The sequence below is a fragment of the Aeromonas sp. SG16 genome, from assembly GCF_024436135.1.
In the GTDB taxonomy this organism is placed as follows: domain Bacteria; phylum Pseudomonadota; class Gammaproteobacteria; order Enterobacterales; family Aeromonadaceae; genus Aeromonas; species Aeromonas jandaei.
This window is the reverse complement of sequence record NZ_JANFNW010000005.1, coordinates 42,150-57,625: the sequence shown is the minus strand read 5'-3', so window position 1 is coordinate 57,625 and position 15,476 is coordinate 42,150. Positions and strand designations below refer to the sequence as shown.

The following is a 15,476-nucleotide window of genomic DNA, read 5'->3' as shown; positions in this document are numbered from 1 at the left end:
TATGACGGTTCAGTTCCAGGCATTTCACAGCATCAAGGCGATTGGTAATCGGGAGGTGCTGTTCAACTGGTCGAGAACCAATCCCCTCGGGGCGCTGGATCAGGTATGGCGCCCGAAAACCCGCGATGAGCTACAGGCGCTGCTGCGGGAACACCCCGAGCGCAAGCTGCGTCTTATCGGCTCCGGCCTCTCTTTTGAGCCCATTCATAGCGTCTACGCCGAGGGCAGTCAGGCACTGCTGGTGGACTTGCACCACCTGCGCGGTCAGCTGGCCAAAACCGCCGATACCGTGACCTATCAGGCGGGGACGCCGCTCGATATCGTCTACGGCGATCTCATCGCTATGGAGCGGATGCTGCCGGCTTCCCCCGGGGTTATCGGCATCCAGACCCTGGGCGGTGCGCTCAGCACTGGCACCCATGGTCAGGGGCTGCATCAGTCAGCCCTGTGCGATGCGGTAGAGGCGATGGCGGTGATGCTGGCCAATGGCGACATCATCCGGGTTGATCGCTCCGACCCGCGTTTCGGCGCCTTCGTGATGGGGATGGGGATGCTCGGCATCCTGCTCGACGTCACCCTGCGCACTGTCCCGAATCGCATCATGCGCTGCACCAAGTTCACCACCGATTACCCCTTCCTCCTGGAGCACAACGAGCGGCTCAACCGCGAGCACGGCTTCGTGAAAAGCTGGTGGTTTGCCTGGACTGGCGAGAGCCACATCTGGCTGGTGGATCCCGCCTCCGATGAGGAGGTGGCCCGCTACCGCGCCGGTGGCAGCGAGCCGCTGCTGCTGGATGGCGATATCGACGCCCGCATGAACGCCACCATAGATGCCACCCTGCAGAAGATGGCGAAAGATACCAAGGATGAGGCGCTGGCCGGTGAGCACTTCGAGACGGTGCGCCGCTTCAAGGATGCCTCCGATCTGGTGGGCAACGTCTACCAGATCCTCTGCAAGGGGATCCCGGCGCCCCAGATCAATTGCGAGGTGGCGGTGCCGCTGCATCGCATGAACGAGGCGCTGGAGACTCTGCAAGCGTGGCAGCAGGCAAATCCCGGCGTGTTGCACTACCCCTTTATCCTGCGCTGCACCGGCCCTTCCGAGGCGTGGCTCAGTGCCGCTTACGGCCAGCCGGTCTGCTGGATCGGTTTCCTGGTCTATCTGGCGGCGGACGGCACCTTCGTCAACGGCTCCATGGAGCAGATGCGCGAGCTGCAGCAACTGCTGGTGCCGCTCGGCGGCATCCCCCATTTCGGCAAGCATCTGGCGATGGATCTGTATGACTTCCCGGCCCTGCTGCCACGCTGGAACGACTTCGTGGCCTTGCAGCGTGAACTCGACCCCCACGGCCGCTTTGAAAACCGCTGGCTCAGTGACCTGTTTGCCAACCGGTAAGGATCTGACATGACCGATATGCAAGATACCCGTATCCCAGTGACCCTGCTGACCGGCTTTCTCGGCAGCGGCAAGACAACTCTGCTCAACCACTGGGTCAAGCAGCCGGAGCTCGGCGAGTGCGCGGTGCTGATCAACGAGTTCGGCTCGGTCGGGCTGGATCACCATCTGGTGCAACAGGTGGATGAGCAGGTGATGCTGCTCGACTCCGGCTGCATCTGCTGCTCGGTGCAGGGCTCTCTGGTGGAGGCGCTGCAGGGGCTGTTTATGAAGGCCATTCAGCGCAAGATCAAACCGTTCAAGCGGCTGATTATCGAGACCACTGGCCTCGCCGATCCGGCCCCCGTGCTGTTCACGTTGAGGGAAGAGGGTTTTATCGCCCAGCGCTACCGCTTCGATGGCACCGTCACTGTGGTGGATGCCGGTCATATCGAGCAGCAGCTGGCAGCCCAGTATGAGGCGGTGAAACAGGTGGCGTTGGCGGATCTGCTGGTGGTGAGCAAGGGCGATCTGGTGGATGGCGAGCAGCTGGCGCGGGTCGAAACCCAGCTGGTGGCCCTCAATCCGGCGGCGCCGCTCCAGCTGGTGACCAATGGCGAGCTTTCGCCCAAGGTGCTGGAGAAGCTGGGCGCCTACAACGAGGCGGCCGGGCGCGATGTGCGCCAGCTGCTGGCATGGCTGCGCACCGAAGCCCCCAGGCAGGGGCTGGCGTCACCGATGCAACCCAAGATGCAGCCGTTCACCGCCAAGGTGGGCACAGCTGCGCCCACCCACTTCGAGCACGGCAACATCGAAAGTTTCTCTTTGCGCATCGGCGAGCCGCTCAAGCCCTCTCGCCTGCTGGCTGCGATCGATGCGGTGCAGGCCCAATACGGCGATGCTCTGTTGCGGCTCAAGGGGATCTTGCAGCTGGAAGGGGAGAGCCAACCGGTGGTGATCCACGGCGTCCACGGTCAGCTCTATCCGCTGCAGGCTCTGGGGGAGTGGCCGGAGGGCAAGGCCCAGTCCCGACTGGTGTTTATCGTGAAAAGTCAGGACAAGGCGGGGATAGAGCGGTTGTTCCTTGATACGCTCAAGGCTCCCGAGCCCAGCCTCGAAGAGCAGCTCAAGGCCATGCTTGGCCAGCCGGATGCCTGATGTCTGACATGACCCGCCCGTAACAACGAGAGCGGGTCTTTTTATTCCTGAAGTGGAGGTGGTCTGTTATGGCGGAAGTTTCACTCGGGGTGACCCCGGCCCAGCGCAAGTGGCTGCCCATGCTGGCGGCTGTCGGCTTTTTCATGCAGTCGCTGGATGGCACCATTCTCAATACCGCTCTGCCCAGCATGGCCGAGACGCTGGGGGAGAGCCCGCTGCAGATGCAGTCGGTGGTGATCGCCTACATGTTGACGGTGGCCCTGCTCATCCCGGCCTCCGGCTGGCTGGCGGACAGGTTCGGTACCCGTCGCATCTATCTGGCGGCAATCTCGTTGTTCACTCTCGGTTCGCTGGCTTGTGCCGCCTCCGGCTCGCTCTCGATGCTGGTGGCTGCCCGGGTGCTGCAGGGGATTGGTGGCGCGCTGCTGATGCCGGTCGGGCGATTGGCGGTGCTGCGGGTCTATGACAAGCGGGAGCTGCTGCGGGTGATGTCGTTCGTCACTATTCCGGGGCTGCTTGGCCCGCTGATGGGGCCAGCGCTCGGTGGCTGGCTGGTCGAGGTAGCGAGCTGGCACTGGGTCTTTCTGATTAACCTGCCGGTGGGAGTGATCGGCTTTATGGCGAGCTGGTACTTCATGCCCGATCTGCGTCAGGCGACCGCCCGTTTTGACTGGCAGGGCTTCGTGCTGTTCAGCCTCGGCATGGTGCTGGTATCGGTCGGTTTGCAGGGGTTGGGGGAGCACAGCATCTCCACCGGCTGGGCGCTGTTTGCGTTGATCTTCGGGCTGGCGGCGATGGCGAGCTACTGGCTTTATGCCGCCAGTGCGGAGCAGCCGCTCTTCAGCCTGAACCTGTTCAAGACCGCCACCTTCGCCATCGGTGTCTGGGGCAACCTGTTTGCCCGACTTGGCAGCGGTGCCATGCCGTTCCTCACCCCGCTCTTTCTGCAACTGGGGCTCGGCTTCTCCCCGAGCAAGGCGGGGATGACCATGATCCCGACGGTGCTTGGCGCCATGTTGACCAAGACGCTGGTGAACAAACTCATCCCCAGGGTGGGCTATCGCCGCATCCTGATTGGCAACACCCTGCTGCTCGGCGCCATGATTGCCAGCTTCTACTTTATCGACAACCAGCTTCCCTATGGCGTGCTGCTGGGCTGGCTGGCGATCTTCGGCGCCATCAACTCGCTGCAGTTCTCCGCCATGAACACTCTCACGCTGCAAGATCTCAGCCCGACCCTGGCCAGTAGCGGCAACGGCCTGCTCTCGGTGGTGATGCAGCTCTCCATGAGTTTGGGGGTAGCGATTGCCGCCAGCTTGCTGGGGCTCTTCTCGGCGGGCACCTCAGCGGCCAACGGCCAGTGGCTGGCAGGGTTCCACCTTACCTACCTCTGTGTCGGCCTGCTCTCCATGCTGGCGGCGCTGATCTTCGCCCAACTGGCGCGAGACGGGGGCACGACTTCGGCGCAGGTCAGAGGATAAGAAAGAACAGGATAAGACGTCACATCAACGAAAAGGGCACCGCGAGGTGCCCTTGTCGATCAGTGGTGCTGCAGCTCCCGCGCTTCCCAGTGAAAGGGAATGGGACTGAGTTGCTGGGAGGCCTTGTCGTAGCACTCCCACAGCTCGTACATGGTGCGGCCATCGATGGGGTGGCGTAGTCCGGGCGCCAGCTCGGCCAGCGGCCAGAGCACGAAGGCGTTGGTGAGGATCTCGCCGCGCGGCAGCACCAGCGGCGTCTCACAGACCAGATCGCCGTAGAGCAGCAGGTCGAGATCCAGAGTGCGCGGGGCGAACTTCTTGGCATCCGGCTCGCGGCCGTGGGCGAACTCCATCTCGCGCAGCAGCTGGCAGACGGTAACCAGAGGCAGGTCGGTCTCGGCTGCGGCAACAAGGTTGTAGAAGGGACGGCCATTGAAGCCCACCGCTTCACTCTCGAATACCCGGGAGACCCGCAGCTCGCCGAAGGCAGCGTGCAATGCATCGAGCCCTGCGCGGATATGGCGCTCTCGCTCGATGTTGGAACCAAGGCTGATATAGATAGTGGTCATCAGTTGCTGCTCGCCGCCGGGGTGCGGTGGCGCAGGATCTCGACGCCGACACCGGCGGCATTGGGTACGGCGCCCGGCTTGGTGAGGGTCACCTTGACCCACTGCACCCGCTCGTCGGCGAGTACCAGCATGGCGACCTGCTCGGCCATGGTCTCGACCAGCTCGACTACCTTGCCGGTGACATGCTCGCAGATTTTGTTGGAGAGGTCGGCATAATCCAGTGCCAGATTGATGTCGTCGGTTGCGGCGGCGGGGCGGTTGTCGAACCCCATCTCGAGGTCAAAACGGAGCTTCTGGCGAATGCCTTTCTCCCACTCATATACACCTATGGTGGTCAAAACCTCGAGTCCGCGAATAAACACCTTGTCCATGACTGTACTTCTTCTTTACTCTTGATGGGCTGTGATGACAGCGCAGGGATGCTGGCCGGGCAACAGGCTTGCCGAGGCGCTCTGGGTGGGCATGGGCCCATGCCAGCGTTGTGGCCCGCATCATACCCCATTCATATCGTGGTAAAAACGACCAAGATGACGGCCCTGACGATTTTGATGATTATTCTGGCCTACCTGGGTGGTTCACTATCCAGTGCTGTGCTGGTCTCCCGCTGCAGCGGTCTGCCCGACCCGCGGGATCATGGTTCCCACAACCCCGGCGCCACCAATGTGCTGCGCCTCGGTGGCCGACTGGCAGCGCTGGTGGTGCTGCTGCTCGATGTGCTCAAGGGAACGGCGCCTGTCTATCTCGCCTGGTATCTGCAAATAAAGCCGGTCTACCTCGGCTTTATCGGGGTGGCCGCCTGTCTTGGCCACATGTACCCCATCTTCTTTCATTTTCGCGGTGGCAAGGGGGTGGCGACGGCGCTGGGCACCATGATGCCGCTCGGCTTCACCATGGGGGGCGCTGTCATCGGCACCTGGCTGCTGGTGTTGCTGGCAAGTGGCTACTCTTCGCTGGCCTCCATCATTACCGTGCTGCTTACGCCACTCTTCACCTACCTGCTCAAACCCGAATACACTCTCCCAGTCTCGCTGCTCTCCTGCCTTATCCTGATCCGCCATCACGAGAACATCTCCCGCCTGCTCAAGGGGGAAGAACCCAGAGTCTGGCGGCGAAAAGGGTGTGCCTGTGGCGAGGAAGTGGGAAAAACGGGTGATGTTGAGCAAAAAAGAGACGAACGAGACAAAAAGTAAAATTTCCCGTTGACCATCCGCCTTAAAATCCGTTTAATAGCGCCCACGCCCAGATAGCTCAGTCGGTAGAGCAGGGGATTGAAAATCCCCGTGTCGGCGGTTCGATTCCGTCTCTGGGCACCAAATTTTGGTGCCATGAAATAAAAAATTTGTTCATGCACAATGGTTTAAAGTGTGCCGGCTTAGCTCAGTAGGTAGAGCAACTGACTTGTAATCAGTAGGTCACCAGTTCGATTCCGGTAGCCGGCACCATTTGCCCAGATAGCTCAGTCGGTAGAGCAGGGGATTGAAAATCCCCGTGTCGGCGGTTCGATTCCGTCTCTGGGCACCACTAATAATTCCTCCTTAGCTCAGTCGGTAGAGCGACGGACTGTTAATCCGCAGGTCGCTGGTTCGAGCCCAGCAGGAGGAGCCAAACCGAAAAGCCCTTGTCGCAAGACAAGGGCTTTTTTTCTTTGGTTCAATACCGCTTTTTTACCATAACAACAATCACACACGCACAGAATGACGGCAGGATAGATATGGAAAATCAAGTAGTTATAGACTCAAAGGGGCGACTGGCCACCATCCGCGAGTGGCTTGAGCCCGTGCTGGTGCTGCTGATCCTGGGCAGCCTGTTTGGCTATCTCGGCAGCCAGATGGGCCTCTCCGCCATGGTCAACACCCTGTTCAATACCGCCCACCAGCTGCTACTCAATACCGTGCTCTTCATCATGGGGATCACCGTGCTTTCCGGCGCCCTGAGCCAGCTGCTGAGCGAATTCGGGGTGATCCGCCTGCTGGAGGTGCTGCTGGCACCCCTGATGAAGCCGGTGTTCCGCTTGCCGGGGCGCACTGCGCTGGCGGCGCTGATGACCTTCTTCTCCGATAACCCGGCGGTGATCAGCCTCGCCAAGGACAGCCGCTTTCGCAAGGGCTTCACTCCATGGCAACTGGTGTCTCTGACCAACTTTGGTACCGCCTTCGGTATGGGCCTGATCGTGGTGACCTTTATGGCCACCCTGCAGCTGCCGGGCGGGGAGTCTACCGCCAGCGCGGCGCTGATCGGTCTGCTCGGCGCTCTGGTTGGCTCGGTGGTATCTACTCGGCTGATGCAGCGGATGATCCGCCCGCTGGTGGGCGAGGTGCTGGACGATGAGCCGACTGATGCCAGGGGGCACAAGGTCGGGGTCAGCAAAGAGGTGGCGCCGGGCTGGCTGCGGATCCTCAACTCGTTGCTCGATGGCGGCAAATCCGGTGTGGAGCTGGGAATGGCGGTGATCCCGGGGGTGCTGATCATCAGCACCTTCGTCATGCTGCTGACCTTCGGCCCGGGGGAGAAGGGCTATACCGGCGAAGCGTTCCAGGGGGTTGCCCTGCTGCCGGTGCTGGCTGCCAAGGTAAGCTGGCTGTTTGACCTGCTGTTTGGCTTCCAGCAGCCGGAGCTGGTCGCTTTCCCGGCTACCTCGCTCGGTGCGGTCGGTGCCGCCATGTCGCTGGTGCCCCCCTTTATTGCCAAGGGGTGGATCACCGGCAACGAGGTCGCGGTGTTTACCGCCATGGGGATGTGCTGGAGCGGCTTTTTGAGTACCCACACCGCCATGCTCGATGCTCTCGGCTATCGCTATCTCACCTCCCGCGCCATTGTCGCCCATACGGTCGGCGGCCTGTGCGCCGGGGTGGCAGCGCACCAGCTTTATATGCTGCTGGGCTGAGTCGGGTTCAGACACGGATATTAAAAGAGGCCCTTAGGGGCCTCTTTTAATTTGTGGCCGTTAGTTATCGTGTCATTAGTCGCACCGGTCTATATCCGGTCTGTGCGGCCAAGGTAGTTTTGTTGAGTACTGCGTCACAAAGATGAGGAGATCGGTGACCCGTCAACAGGACATTTCTCCGGTCTTTACCGCTGAGAGCATTGGCTATGGTTAGACCGGAGAGGGCAATCAGAGGGAATGGCAGACAAGAGCGCGAGCAGATGGCAACCCTGATGCCAGAAGTCACCGAAGCAGAGTTGTCCCAATATGCTTAGCGGTGGTTTGGGGGATATCCGGTCGGGTGTAAGGCTCGGCTCCCTTTTCAGCCTTTACAGAATGGCATAACTGTAATGTGTCTCTTCGATGGCACAAATGGCTGTAGTCGCTGATGGACACTCCACACCCCATTCGAGAGCTTTATTATCAATAATTACCTCAAGTTGTTCACTATCAGGGCCCGGAGTCAGAAAGAGTCCTAGCCCCCAGTAAGATCGTAAATCCAGCTCAGAGGCTTTCATTTTTCCCAACTTTTCGAAGTCAGCCATCATGTTGTGGATACACGATTTGGCAGCAGGATGGATCTTCATTTCCAATGCCATGTAGCGCTCCTGCCGCCATCCCTTTTTCCTGATGATGAAATCAGGGCGAATCGTCAGTCGGTCTTTTTCTTTGCGTTTGTCAACGGAGAGAGCGACCTCACGACCCCAATCAGGCTCACTAGCATGTCCGGCCAAGAATGTAGAAAATTCAATTTGTAGCCAAGTTTCCCAACCAGAAATGTCATGCTCGTAGATTATGTTGAGTCTGTTTTGGATCTCTTTCTGGGAGAAAAATTCAGATATCAGTGAGGATAGGTAATCAAAGTCAGCCTTCATCTTAGTCTGCTCGGTAGCATGTGAGTATTTGACATTAACAGTAGGGAGCTAAACCGTCAGCAACTTGGCTCACAATCTTACTTACGGGAGTGGATGCGCACAGGGCCAGCTATGGGTCATATTTCGCTGATTTTTATGTCTCTACAGGTGAGACTCGCCTATTCGTTATGGCCGATCAGGCTCTGCGTGATCACCGCCTCCGGCATCATCTCCCGCAGCCCGGCGATCAGTTTTTCCCCCGCCTCATGCAGTGCAGCCAGCGGCATCTCGGGCAGGCTCTCCAGAATGAACCACATCTGGCCCGAATCGATACTCAATCTGGTGCGCACACCCTGCCGCCAGTTCCAGCGCCGACAGGTGACCCCCTTGTCATCCCGCCAGACCACCTCGCCGGGCTCCACCGGTTCGTGGGTCGGCTCGCCTCCCTTCATGGTATCGAACAGCTCGCTGCCATCGGCCACCATCAGTTGCGGCAGCCCTTCATAGGCGAGCAGGTTTTCGCCCCCCACCGGAATGGCGTAGCGGATGCTGATGGCGTTGTAGAGATCGACCACGGGATCGATGGCCGGCAGGTTGCCGTCGCGGGTGACCCGCTTTCTCAGAGCCTCGGCGGAACAGGGAGTCCGCTGCGGCTTGGCACCAAACTTTCTGAACAGCTCACCCCAGGCGGCGAGATGCGCCTCTGCCCACGGCACATCGGCGGTCAGCATGGCGCTGCAGGCTTTATCAAGGGCGCGCGCCCCCACGTTCGGGTCGACCACGGCGGCGGCCTGCACCGTGATGCTCAAAGCGCGAAAGCCGGGAGCCAACTGGCTGACTTCGGGGGAGATATGGGGGGTGAGCAGGGACATAGCGACTCCATAAATGAAAAAGGCAGGGAGAAGGCGGCTGCCGGCCAGCATAGCGGTGACGGCAAGTCCGGTTTGAGAGCCATCTTGCGCGAACATCTTAGATAAGAAAATTTACATGATCTTAATAGCCATAAGCTTCATGAATGAAAAGTGACGTGTTCGAGGGGATGACGGGCATGTACCGGCATATAGCGAAGAGGATCCCTGCCGCCTCCGGTTTGCTGCGGCAATCCCCCTTTGCCGCTTCGATCTGCAGCGGCAGCCGCTGGCCGCCCGGCTCTCTTGTTATGACTTCAGTTGCAATGCCCGAACACAAGGCGGCGATTCAAATCACTCGGTGGCTCAATGGGTTGGTTTTGCCCTGCGCTGTGCACTAAATTCTGGCCCCGCTTATGCACTCCTCCTGGCAACACCATCAAGGGTCGTTGTCGCGGAGAGATATCATGATCAGCAGCCTGCTTCCCCTTGCCTCGATCGCCCTCAAGCTGGGCAGCCAGCTGCTTGGCAGCAGTAGCAAACCCCAGCCCGTGCAGCCTGCCGTACAGGAGGAGCACCTTGCCCCGACCGTCCAGAGCCTGTTCCAGCGACTTGGTATCAAGGATGCCGACAGCGAGCAGAACCGCTCGGCCATCAACCACTTTATGGGGGAGCTGATGCAGACTCTGGGGCAGGAGAATGGTGGCCAATCCCTTCCCGCAGCCATCGACAGCGCCCGCAACCAGCTGGCGAGCGGTACCCAGAGTACACGCCTCGATGCGCTGCAAAGCGAGCTCGATACCCTCAAGGATTCCCTCGGTGCCAGCCATCTCAACCTCGATCAGCTGCTCGGCGCCTTTAAACAGACCCTGCCCAATGGCAAGGGAGATGGGGTTGGCAAGCTGCTAAATGCCAGTGCGTGAGTTAAAAACAGCTATAAAGAATGCGATAATTCCAGCGGGAGTTTTAGTTATCAAACCAAATGTAGTAATGCTGAGCAGGTGCGCTGATATGACTGTTAACCGAAGATGTGTAGAGATAAGGAAATATAAAGCTGGTGATGAAACTCGATTATTTAGCGTTTTCTTGTCGGCAGTGCACAATATAGCCTCATGCGACTATACCGCTAAACAGATTCAAGCGTGGGCTCCTGATGATATATCTCCAGAACTGTGGGCTGACCACATAAGGGCTTTGAAGCCTTTTGTAGCCGAAATTGATGGTGACATTGCCGGGTATGCAGATATTCAGCCAAATGGTTATATTGATCATTTCTTTGTAGCTGGACATTACGCTAGACAGGGGGTGGGAACCAAGTTGATGACGCGTATTCATGAAAGCGCCAAGGAGCAAGGTATTTTCGAATTAACGGCTGATGTAAGCAAAACCGCTGAGCCTTTTTTTCATATCATGGTTTTCAGGTGGAAGAGCGGAGATATCCTGTTCGTCGTGGTGTGACATTACAAAATGCATTGATGCGGAAAAAATTATTACCAACAGGCTAGTTTGGTGAAACTGAAAAGCAACAGCGAAATCTGTTGTTCAATCTAATTTCTCCATTACTTATCCTGAATTGAATTCGTTATTTACCATAAAAATGGCAACCATTGGTTGCCATTGTTGTTCAATGTCAGGTAACGAGCATCGTGGCTTAACCCGCCCGCTTGCTCAGCCAGGCTTCGGCGGTGGTGAGGGCTGCCTCTATCTGCTCGCGAGCGACGCCTCCCTTGGCAACCCGCTTGGCCAGGGTCGCTTCCAGCTCCAGATTGGGGTAGACGTCGAACTCGATCACCGGGCTGAAGCGCTGGAACTCGCCGATGGAGAGCTCCTCCAGCGGGCGGCCCACGCTGATGGCAAAGACCACGGTTTCGCCGACGATATGGTGCGCTTCACGGAATGGAATCCCCTTGGCCACCAGATAGTCCGCCAGCTCGGTGGCGTTGGCGTAGCCGCCTTGCGCCGCCGCCATGGTGCGCTCGCCGTTGACCTTCAGATCGATCAGCACCAGCGCCGCCATGTCGAGGCAGTCGTGCCAGGTGTCGAGGGCATCGAACAGCCCCTCCTTGTCTTCCTGCATGTCCTTGTTGTAGGCCAGCGGCAGCGCCTTGAGGCTCATCAGCATGCCCATCTGGGCGCCGACCACCCGGCCAGTCTTGCCACGAATAAGCTCCAGCGCATCCGGGTTCTTCTTCTGCGGCATTAGCGACGAGCCGGAGGTGACCGCATCGGAGAGCTCGACAAAACCCGCCTCGCCGGTGTTGTAGAAGATGAGATCTTCGGCAAAGCGCGACAGGTGGGTCATGGAGAGGGACGCCACGTGCATCAGCTCCACCACGTGATCCCGATCGGAGACCGAATCCAGACTGTTGCGGGTGGCACCGGCAAAGCCCATGTCGAGCGCCAAGGCTTCGCGGTCGATGGCATAGGCAGTGCCCGCCAGCGCGCCGCAGCCGAGGGGGCTGGTGTCGAGGCGCTTGAGGGCATCCTGCAGGCGGGAGTAGTCCCGCTCCAGCATCTCCACATAGGCCAGCGCCCAGTGGGCGTAGGTGACCGGCTGGGCCCGCTGCAGGTGGGTGTAACCGGGCAACACGGCCGCCTGATTGGCACGGGCGGAGGCGACCAGCCCCTGTTGCAGGGCGGTGATGGATCCGAGCAGCAGCTCGCCCTGGGCCTTGCACCAGAGTTTCAGGTCGGTGGCGACCTGATCGTTGCGCGAGCGGCCGGTGTGCAGCTTCTTGCCCAAATCGCCGACGGCGGCAATGAGCTGGCTCTCGACCCAGGAGTGGATATCTTCGGCATCCGAGCTCAGGATCTGCCGGGGATCCTGCTGCACCGAGGCGAGCAGCACCTCCATCGCCTGTTGCAGTTTGCCCTGCTCATCGGCGGTCAATACGCCCACCTTCACCAGCGCTTTGGCCCAGGCCATGGAGCCCTGAATATCCTGCTCCGCCAGCCGGTAATCGAACCGCAGCGAATCGTTGAACTGCTTGAACCGGCTATCGGCTCCCTGACTGAAGCGTCCACCCCAAAGTGCCATACTGCTCTCCTTGAATGCGTTGTCGGCGGCGCCCTGGCCGCCGAACTTGAAATCGTGCCCTGTTTTTCTGCGAGCCTGTTATCTCACAGAAGCGGCCGGGGCGCTGCCGCTCTTGTCACACCACCGATGATGGCTCAGGGGCCATGCCCTCTGCCTATAGAAGAGGGGGCCATGCCCCCTCTTCGGTACCAGCGGATTAACTCCAGTGGCTTAACCGTGGGTATGATCACCACCGATCGCCTGATGTTGCTCCTTCATGGCGCGGATCCGGCTGGCCAGGGTGTAGAGACGGATAAAGCCTTCGGCATGGCTCTGGTCATACACTTCGTCGGCGCCAAAGGTGGCGAAGTCTTCGGAGTAGAGGCTGTTCGGCGACTTCTTCTGCACCGCGGTGACCTGACCCTTGTACATCTTCAGCACCACTTCACCGTCCAGATCTTCGGCGATGGCGTTGGCAGAGGCGAGGATCGCCTTGCACAGCGGGGTGAACCAGCGACCGTCATAGACCAGATGGGAGAACTCGGCACCCAGCTTCTCCCGCCAGGCGCGGGTCGGGCGATCCAGTACCAGCTCTTCCACCGCGCGCAGCGCGGCGACCATCACGGTACCGCCCGGGGTCTCGTAGCAGCCGCGGGACTTCATCCCCACCATCCGGTTTTCGGTGATGTCGATGCGGCCCACACCGTGCTTGCCGGCACGTTCGTTCAGGGTCATCAGGATCTGGTGCGGGCTGAGCGGCTGGTCGTCAACGGCCACTACTTCACCCTGCGCCACGGTCAGCTTGACGTACTCCGGCTGATCCGGTGCCTGCTCGGCCGGTACGGTCCACTGCCAGACCGCTTCGGAGGGCTCGTTCCAGGTGCTCTCCAGCTCGCCACCCTCGGTGGAGATGTGCCAGGCGTTGGCATCGCGGCTGTAGATCTTCTTCAGGGTCGCCTTGCAGGGGATGTTGCGGGTCTCCAGATAGGAGAGCAGATCTTCCCGGGAGCGCATGTCCCAGATCCGCCACGGGGCGATCACTTTCAGCTGGGGCGCCAGCGCGGCAACCGCACCTTCGAAACGCACCTGATCGTTACCCTTGCCGGTGCAACCGTGGGAGATGGCATCGGCCCCTTCCGCCAGTGCGGCCTCGACCATCGCCTTGGCGATCACCGGACGGGCCATGGAGGTGCCCAGCAGATAGGTGCCTTCATAGACGGCGCCGGTCTTCAGGGTCGGATAGACGTACTCTTTGACGAACTCTTCGCGCAGATCCTTGATGATGCACTTGGTAGCGCCGGAGGCGATGGCTTTTTGCTCGATCCCTTCCAGATCGTCGCGCTCCTGACCGACGTCGGCCACGAAGGCGATGATTTCGGCATCATAGTGCTCTTTGAGCCAGGGAATGATGGCCGAGGTATCCAGTCCACCCGAGTAAGCCAGTACGATCTTGTTGATTCCGCTCATTTTACTTCTCTCCATGATGATTCGATAAAGGGTCGTGATTCAGGTTGATTGCCGCGTTACTTGTTGCCGAGAAGGGTCAGCAACACGGCGTTCTGGATATGCATCCGGTTTTCGGCCTCGTCCATGATGAGGGAGGCGGGGCCATCCATCACCTGCGAGGTGATCTCCAGCTCGCGGTGGGCCGGCTGGCAGTGCAGCACATGTGCAATGCCGGTGCGGTCGAGCAGAGCCTGGTTGATCTGGTAAGGCATAAAGAGGTCTTTGACCTGCTCCATCGGGGTGTTGTCACCCATGGAGACCCAGGTGTCGGTGTAGGCCACGTCGAACCCTTCGATATCCGCCACGTCATCGCTGATGTGGATGGTCGCTCCCGACTTGGCCGCCAGTGCCTGCGCCTGCAGGAAGATCTGGGTATCCGGGCCGTGGCCTTTCGGGCAGATGAGGGTCACGTCGGTGCCCAGGGTCGCCCCCAGCAGCAGCAGAGAGTGGCTGACGTTGTTGCCATCACCGAGGTAGGCAAGCTTCACCTTCGACAGGTCGTCGTAGTGCTCGGCAATGGTCATAAAGTCGGCCAGCCCCTGACAGGGGTGGTAGAGGTTGCACAGGCTGTTCACCACCGGCACTGTGCCGTGCGCTGCCAGCTCGACCAGGGTCTGGTGATCGAACACCCGGGCGACGATGGCATCACACCAGCGCGACAGGTTGGCGGCGAAATCTTTCACCGACTCCCGCTTGCCCAGCGCGCCGTTCTGCTGATCCAGATAGACGCTGTGGCCGCCCAGTTTGGCGATGCCGATGTCGAAGGTGACCCGGGTGCGCAGGGAGGGCTTCTCGAACAGGGTGACCACGCTCTTGCCGGCCAGCGCCTGGCTGTACTTCTTCGGGTCGGCTTTCACTGCTTTGCCCAGCGCAATCAGCGCTTCAATCTGGGCTTTGTTCAGATCACTGTCTTTCAGAAGATGTTGCATCGGATATTCCTTGTTCCGGTGGAGATCAAATGGCTACCTGGGTGCCGACCGCGCCGCCAGCCAGCAGCTTGAGCAGCTGATCCGGGTAACGCCAGCTGGCGACACAGACCGGCTTGCCGAGGGTCTGGGCGGCGTGCAGGGCCGCTTCTACCTTGACCGCCATGCCATCGCGGATCACCCCTTTCTCCATCAGATCCAGCGCGGTCAGCTTGTCGAGCTGGGGCACCAGCTTGCCCTTGCCATCGAGGATGCCGCTCACATCGGAGAGCATCACCAGATCTGCACCAAGCGCCTCGGCAATGGCGGTGGCCGCCTGATCCGCGTTGACGTTCATCAGTTGCCCCTCGGCTGTGATACCGATGGAGCTCACCACCGGCAGGAAGCCCTGACCGAGGATGCCCGCTACCAGTGCCGGGTTGCCCGGCTTGCACTCGCCGACTGCACCGAGATCCGGGTCGAGCTGGGTCACCTGACAGAGGCCGCCATCTGCCAGACAGAGCCCCACCGCCGGAATGCCAGTGGCGATCGCCTTGGCCATCATCTGCTTGTTGGCAGTGCCCGCCAGCGCCCCGGCAATAAAGGGGATTTGCTCGAACGGGGTCACCCGCAGGCCGTTCTTCTTGGTAGAGGTGAGACCCAGCCCCTTGAGCAGGTCATCTACCAGACAGCCACCGCCGTGCACCAGCACCAGCGGACGGTGCTGATCGTCGAGAAAAGTTTTGAGGGTAGCGAACAGGGCGGTCAGCGCCTCGTCGTTCTCGATAAGGGCGCCGCCCAGCTTGATTACCAACGTCTGTTTGTCCATGTTCGAGATCCT

At 59.9% G+C, this 15,476-nt stretch carries 15 protein-coding genes and 4 tRNA genes; 11 read left to right on the top strand and 8 right to left on the bottom strand.

Translation table 11 applies throughout. From position 1 onward, the window contains the following. Position 1 precedes the first annotated feature (1 nt). From NOM67_RS13500 to mdtD, 3 genes are all read left to right on the top strand, one after another. Positions 2-1,396, top strand: coding sequence for a D-arabinono-1,4-lactone oxidase (locus tag NOM67_RS13500; protein ID WP_255937881.1), 1,395 nt, complete (start codon positions 2-4; stop codon positions 1,394-1,396). 9 nt (positions 1,397-1,405) lie between these two features. Beyond that, positions 1,406-2,533 (top strand): GTP-binding protein, encoded by a 1,128-nt coding sequence (locus NOM67_RS13495; RefSeq protein WP_255937879.1) that lies wholly within the window; start codon positions 1,406-1,408, stop codon positions 2,531-2,533. A 68-nt stretch (positions 2,534-2,601) separates the two neighbouring features. Beyond that, on the top strand, positions 2,602-4,014 hold the full coding sequence (gene mdtD, locus NOM67_RS13490) for a multidrug transporter subunit MdtD (protein WP_255937877.1): 1,413 nt from the start codon (positions 2,602-2,604) through the stop codon (positions 4,012-4,014). 59 nt (positions 4,015-4,073) lie between these two features. Here mdtD and folK read toward each other — a convergent pair whose 3' ends face one another. Then, a complete protein-coding gene (folK, locus tag NOM67_RS13485; RefSeq protein WP_255937876.1) occupies positions 4,074-4,583 on the bottom strand; it encodes a 2-amino-4-hydroxy-6-hydroxymethyldihydropteridine diphosphokinase in 510 nt (169 codons plus the stop codon). Then, positions 4,583-4,954: a dihydroneopterin aldolase gene (folB, locus tag NOM67_RS13480; RefSeq protein WP_005356584.1), complete on the bottom strand. Its 372-nt coding sequence runs from the start codon at positions 4,952-4,954 to the stop codon at positions 4,583-4,585. Before folB ends, folK begins: the two co-directional genes overlap by 1 nt. 156 nt (positions 4,955-5,110) lie before the next feature. On the opposite strand from folB, the gene plsY reads away from it, so the two are divergent. The 6 genes from plsY (at position 5,111) to NOM67_RS13450 (ending at position 7,467) form a co-directional block, all read left to right on the top strand. Next, positions 5,111-5,773 carry a glycerol-3-phosphate 1-O-acyltransferase PlsY gene (plsY, locus tag NOM67_RS13475; RefSeq protein WP_041210659.1) on the top strand — a complete coding sequence of 221 codons (663 nt, stop codon included), beginning with the start codon at positions 5,111-5,113 and terminating at the stop codon, positions 5,771-5,773. A 47-nt stretch (positions 5,774-5,820) separates the two neighbouring features. After that, a tRNA-Phe gene (locus NOM67_RS13470) sits at positions 5,821-5,896 on the top strand. 53 nt (positions 5,897-5,949) lie between these two features. Then, positions 5,950-6,025, top strand: a tRNA-Thr gene (locus NOM67_RS13465). Positions 6,026-6,028: 3 nt separating this feature from the next. Next, positions 6,029-6,104 (top strand) — tRNA-Phe (locus NOM67_RS13460). An 8-nt stretch (positions 6,105-6,112) separates the two neighbouring features. After that, positions 6,113-6,188: transfer RNA gene (locus tag NOM67_RS13455), tRNA-Asn, on the top strand. A gap of 106 nt (positions 6,189-6,294) precedes the next feature. Further along, positions 6,295-7,467 (top strand): nucleoside recognition domain-containing protein, encoded by a 1,173-nt coding sequence (locus tag NOM67_RS13450; RefSeq protein ID WP_255937875.1) that lies wholly within the window; start codon positions 6,295-6,297, stop codon positions 7,465-7,467. A gap of 368 nt (positions 7,468-7,835) precedes the next feature. Here NOM67_RS13450 and NOM67_RS13445 read toward each other — a convergent pair whose 3' ends face one another. Together NOM67_RS13445 and NOM67_RS13440 are read right to left on the bottom strand one after the other, a co-directional pair. Then, positions 7,836-8,381: a hypothetical protein gene (locus NOM67_RS13445; protein ID WP_255937874.1), complete on the bottom strand. Its 546-nt coding sequence runs from the start codon at positions 8,379-8,381 to the stop codon at positions 7,836-7,838. Positions 8,382-8,539: 158 nt separating this feature from the next. Then, positions 8,540-9,232: a B3/4 domain-containing protein gene (locus tag NOM67_RS13440; protein ID WP_255937873.1), complete on the bottom strand. Its 693-nt coding sequence runs from the start codon at positions 9,230-9,232 to the stop codon at positions 8,540-8,542. A 443-nt stretch (positions 9,233-9,675) separates the two neighbouring features. Between NOM67_RS13440 and NOM67_RS13435 the strand changes: the two genes are divergently transcribed. Together NOM67_RS13435 and NOM67_RS13430 are read left to right on the top strand one after the other, a co-directional pair. Next, positions 9,676-10,131, top strand: coding sequence for a hypothetical protein (locus tag NOM67_RS13435; RefSeq protein WP_104016512.1), 456 nt, complete (start codon positions 9,676-9,678; stop codon positions 10,129-10,131). Next, positions 10,118-10,666 (top strand): GNAT family N-acetyltransferase, encoded by a 549-nt coding sequence (locus NOM67_RS13430; RefSeq protein WP_255937872.1) that lies wholly within the window; start codon positions 10,118-10,120, stop codon positions 10,664-10,666. The genes NOM67_RS13435 and NOM67_RS13430 overlap by 14 nt, the downstream gene beginning before the upstream one ends. A gap of 193 nt (positions 10,667-10,859) precedes the next feature. Here the strand turns inward: NOM67_RS13430 and argH are convergent, their stop codons facing one another. The 4 genes from argH to argB form a co-directional block, all read right to left on the bottom strand. After that, entirely contained in the window at positions 10,860-12,245 is a 1,386-nt protein-coding gene (gene argH, locus NOM67_RS13425; protein ID WP_255937870.1) for an argininosuccinate lyase, read from the bottom strand. Between the two features lie 210 nt (positions 12,246-12,455). After that, complete coding sequence (locus NOM67_RS13420; RefSeq protein WP_033115910.1) at positions 12,456-13,691, bottom strand: argininosuccinate synthase; 1,236 nt, start codon at positions 13,689-13,691, stop codon at positions 12,456-12,458. A gap of 56 nt (positions 13,692-13,747) precedes the next feature. Next, complete coding sequence (locus tag NOM67_RS13415) at positions 13,748-14,659, bottom strand: ornithine carbamoyltransferase (protein WP_162628465.1); 912 nt, start codon at positions 14,657-14,659, stop codon at positions 13,748-13,750. A gap of 25 nt (positions 14,660-14,684) precedes the next feature. Beyond that, on the bottom strand, positions 14,685-15,464 hold the full coding sequence (gene argB / locus NOM67_RS13410; protein WP_033115912.1) for an acetylglutamate kinase: 780 nt from the start codon (positions 15,462-15,464) through the stop codon (positions 14,685-14,687). Between the last annotated feature and the right edge of the window lie 12 nt (positions 15,465-15,476).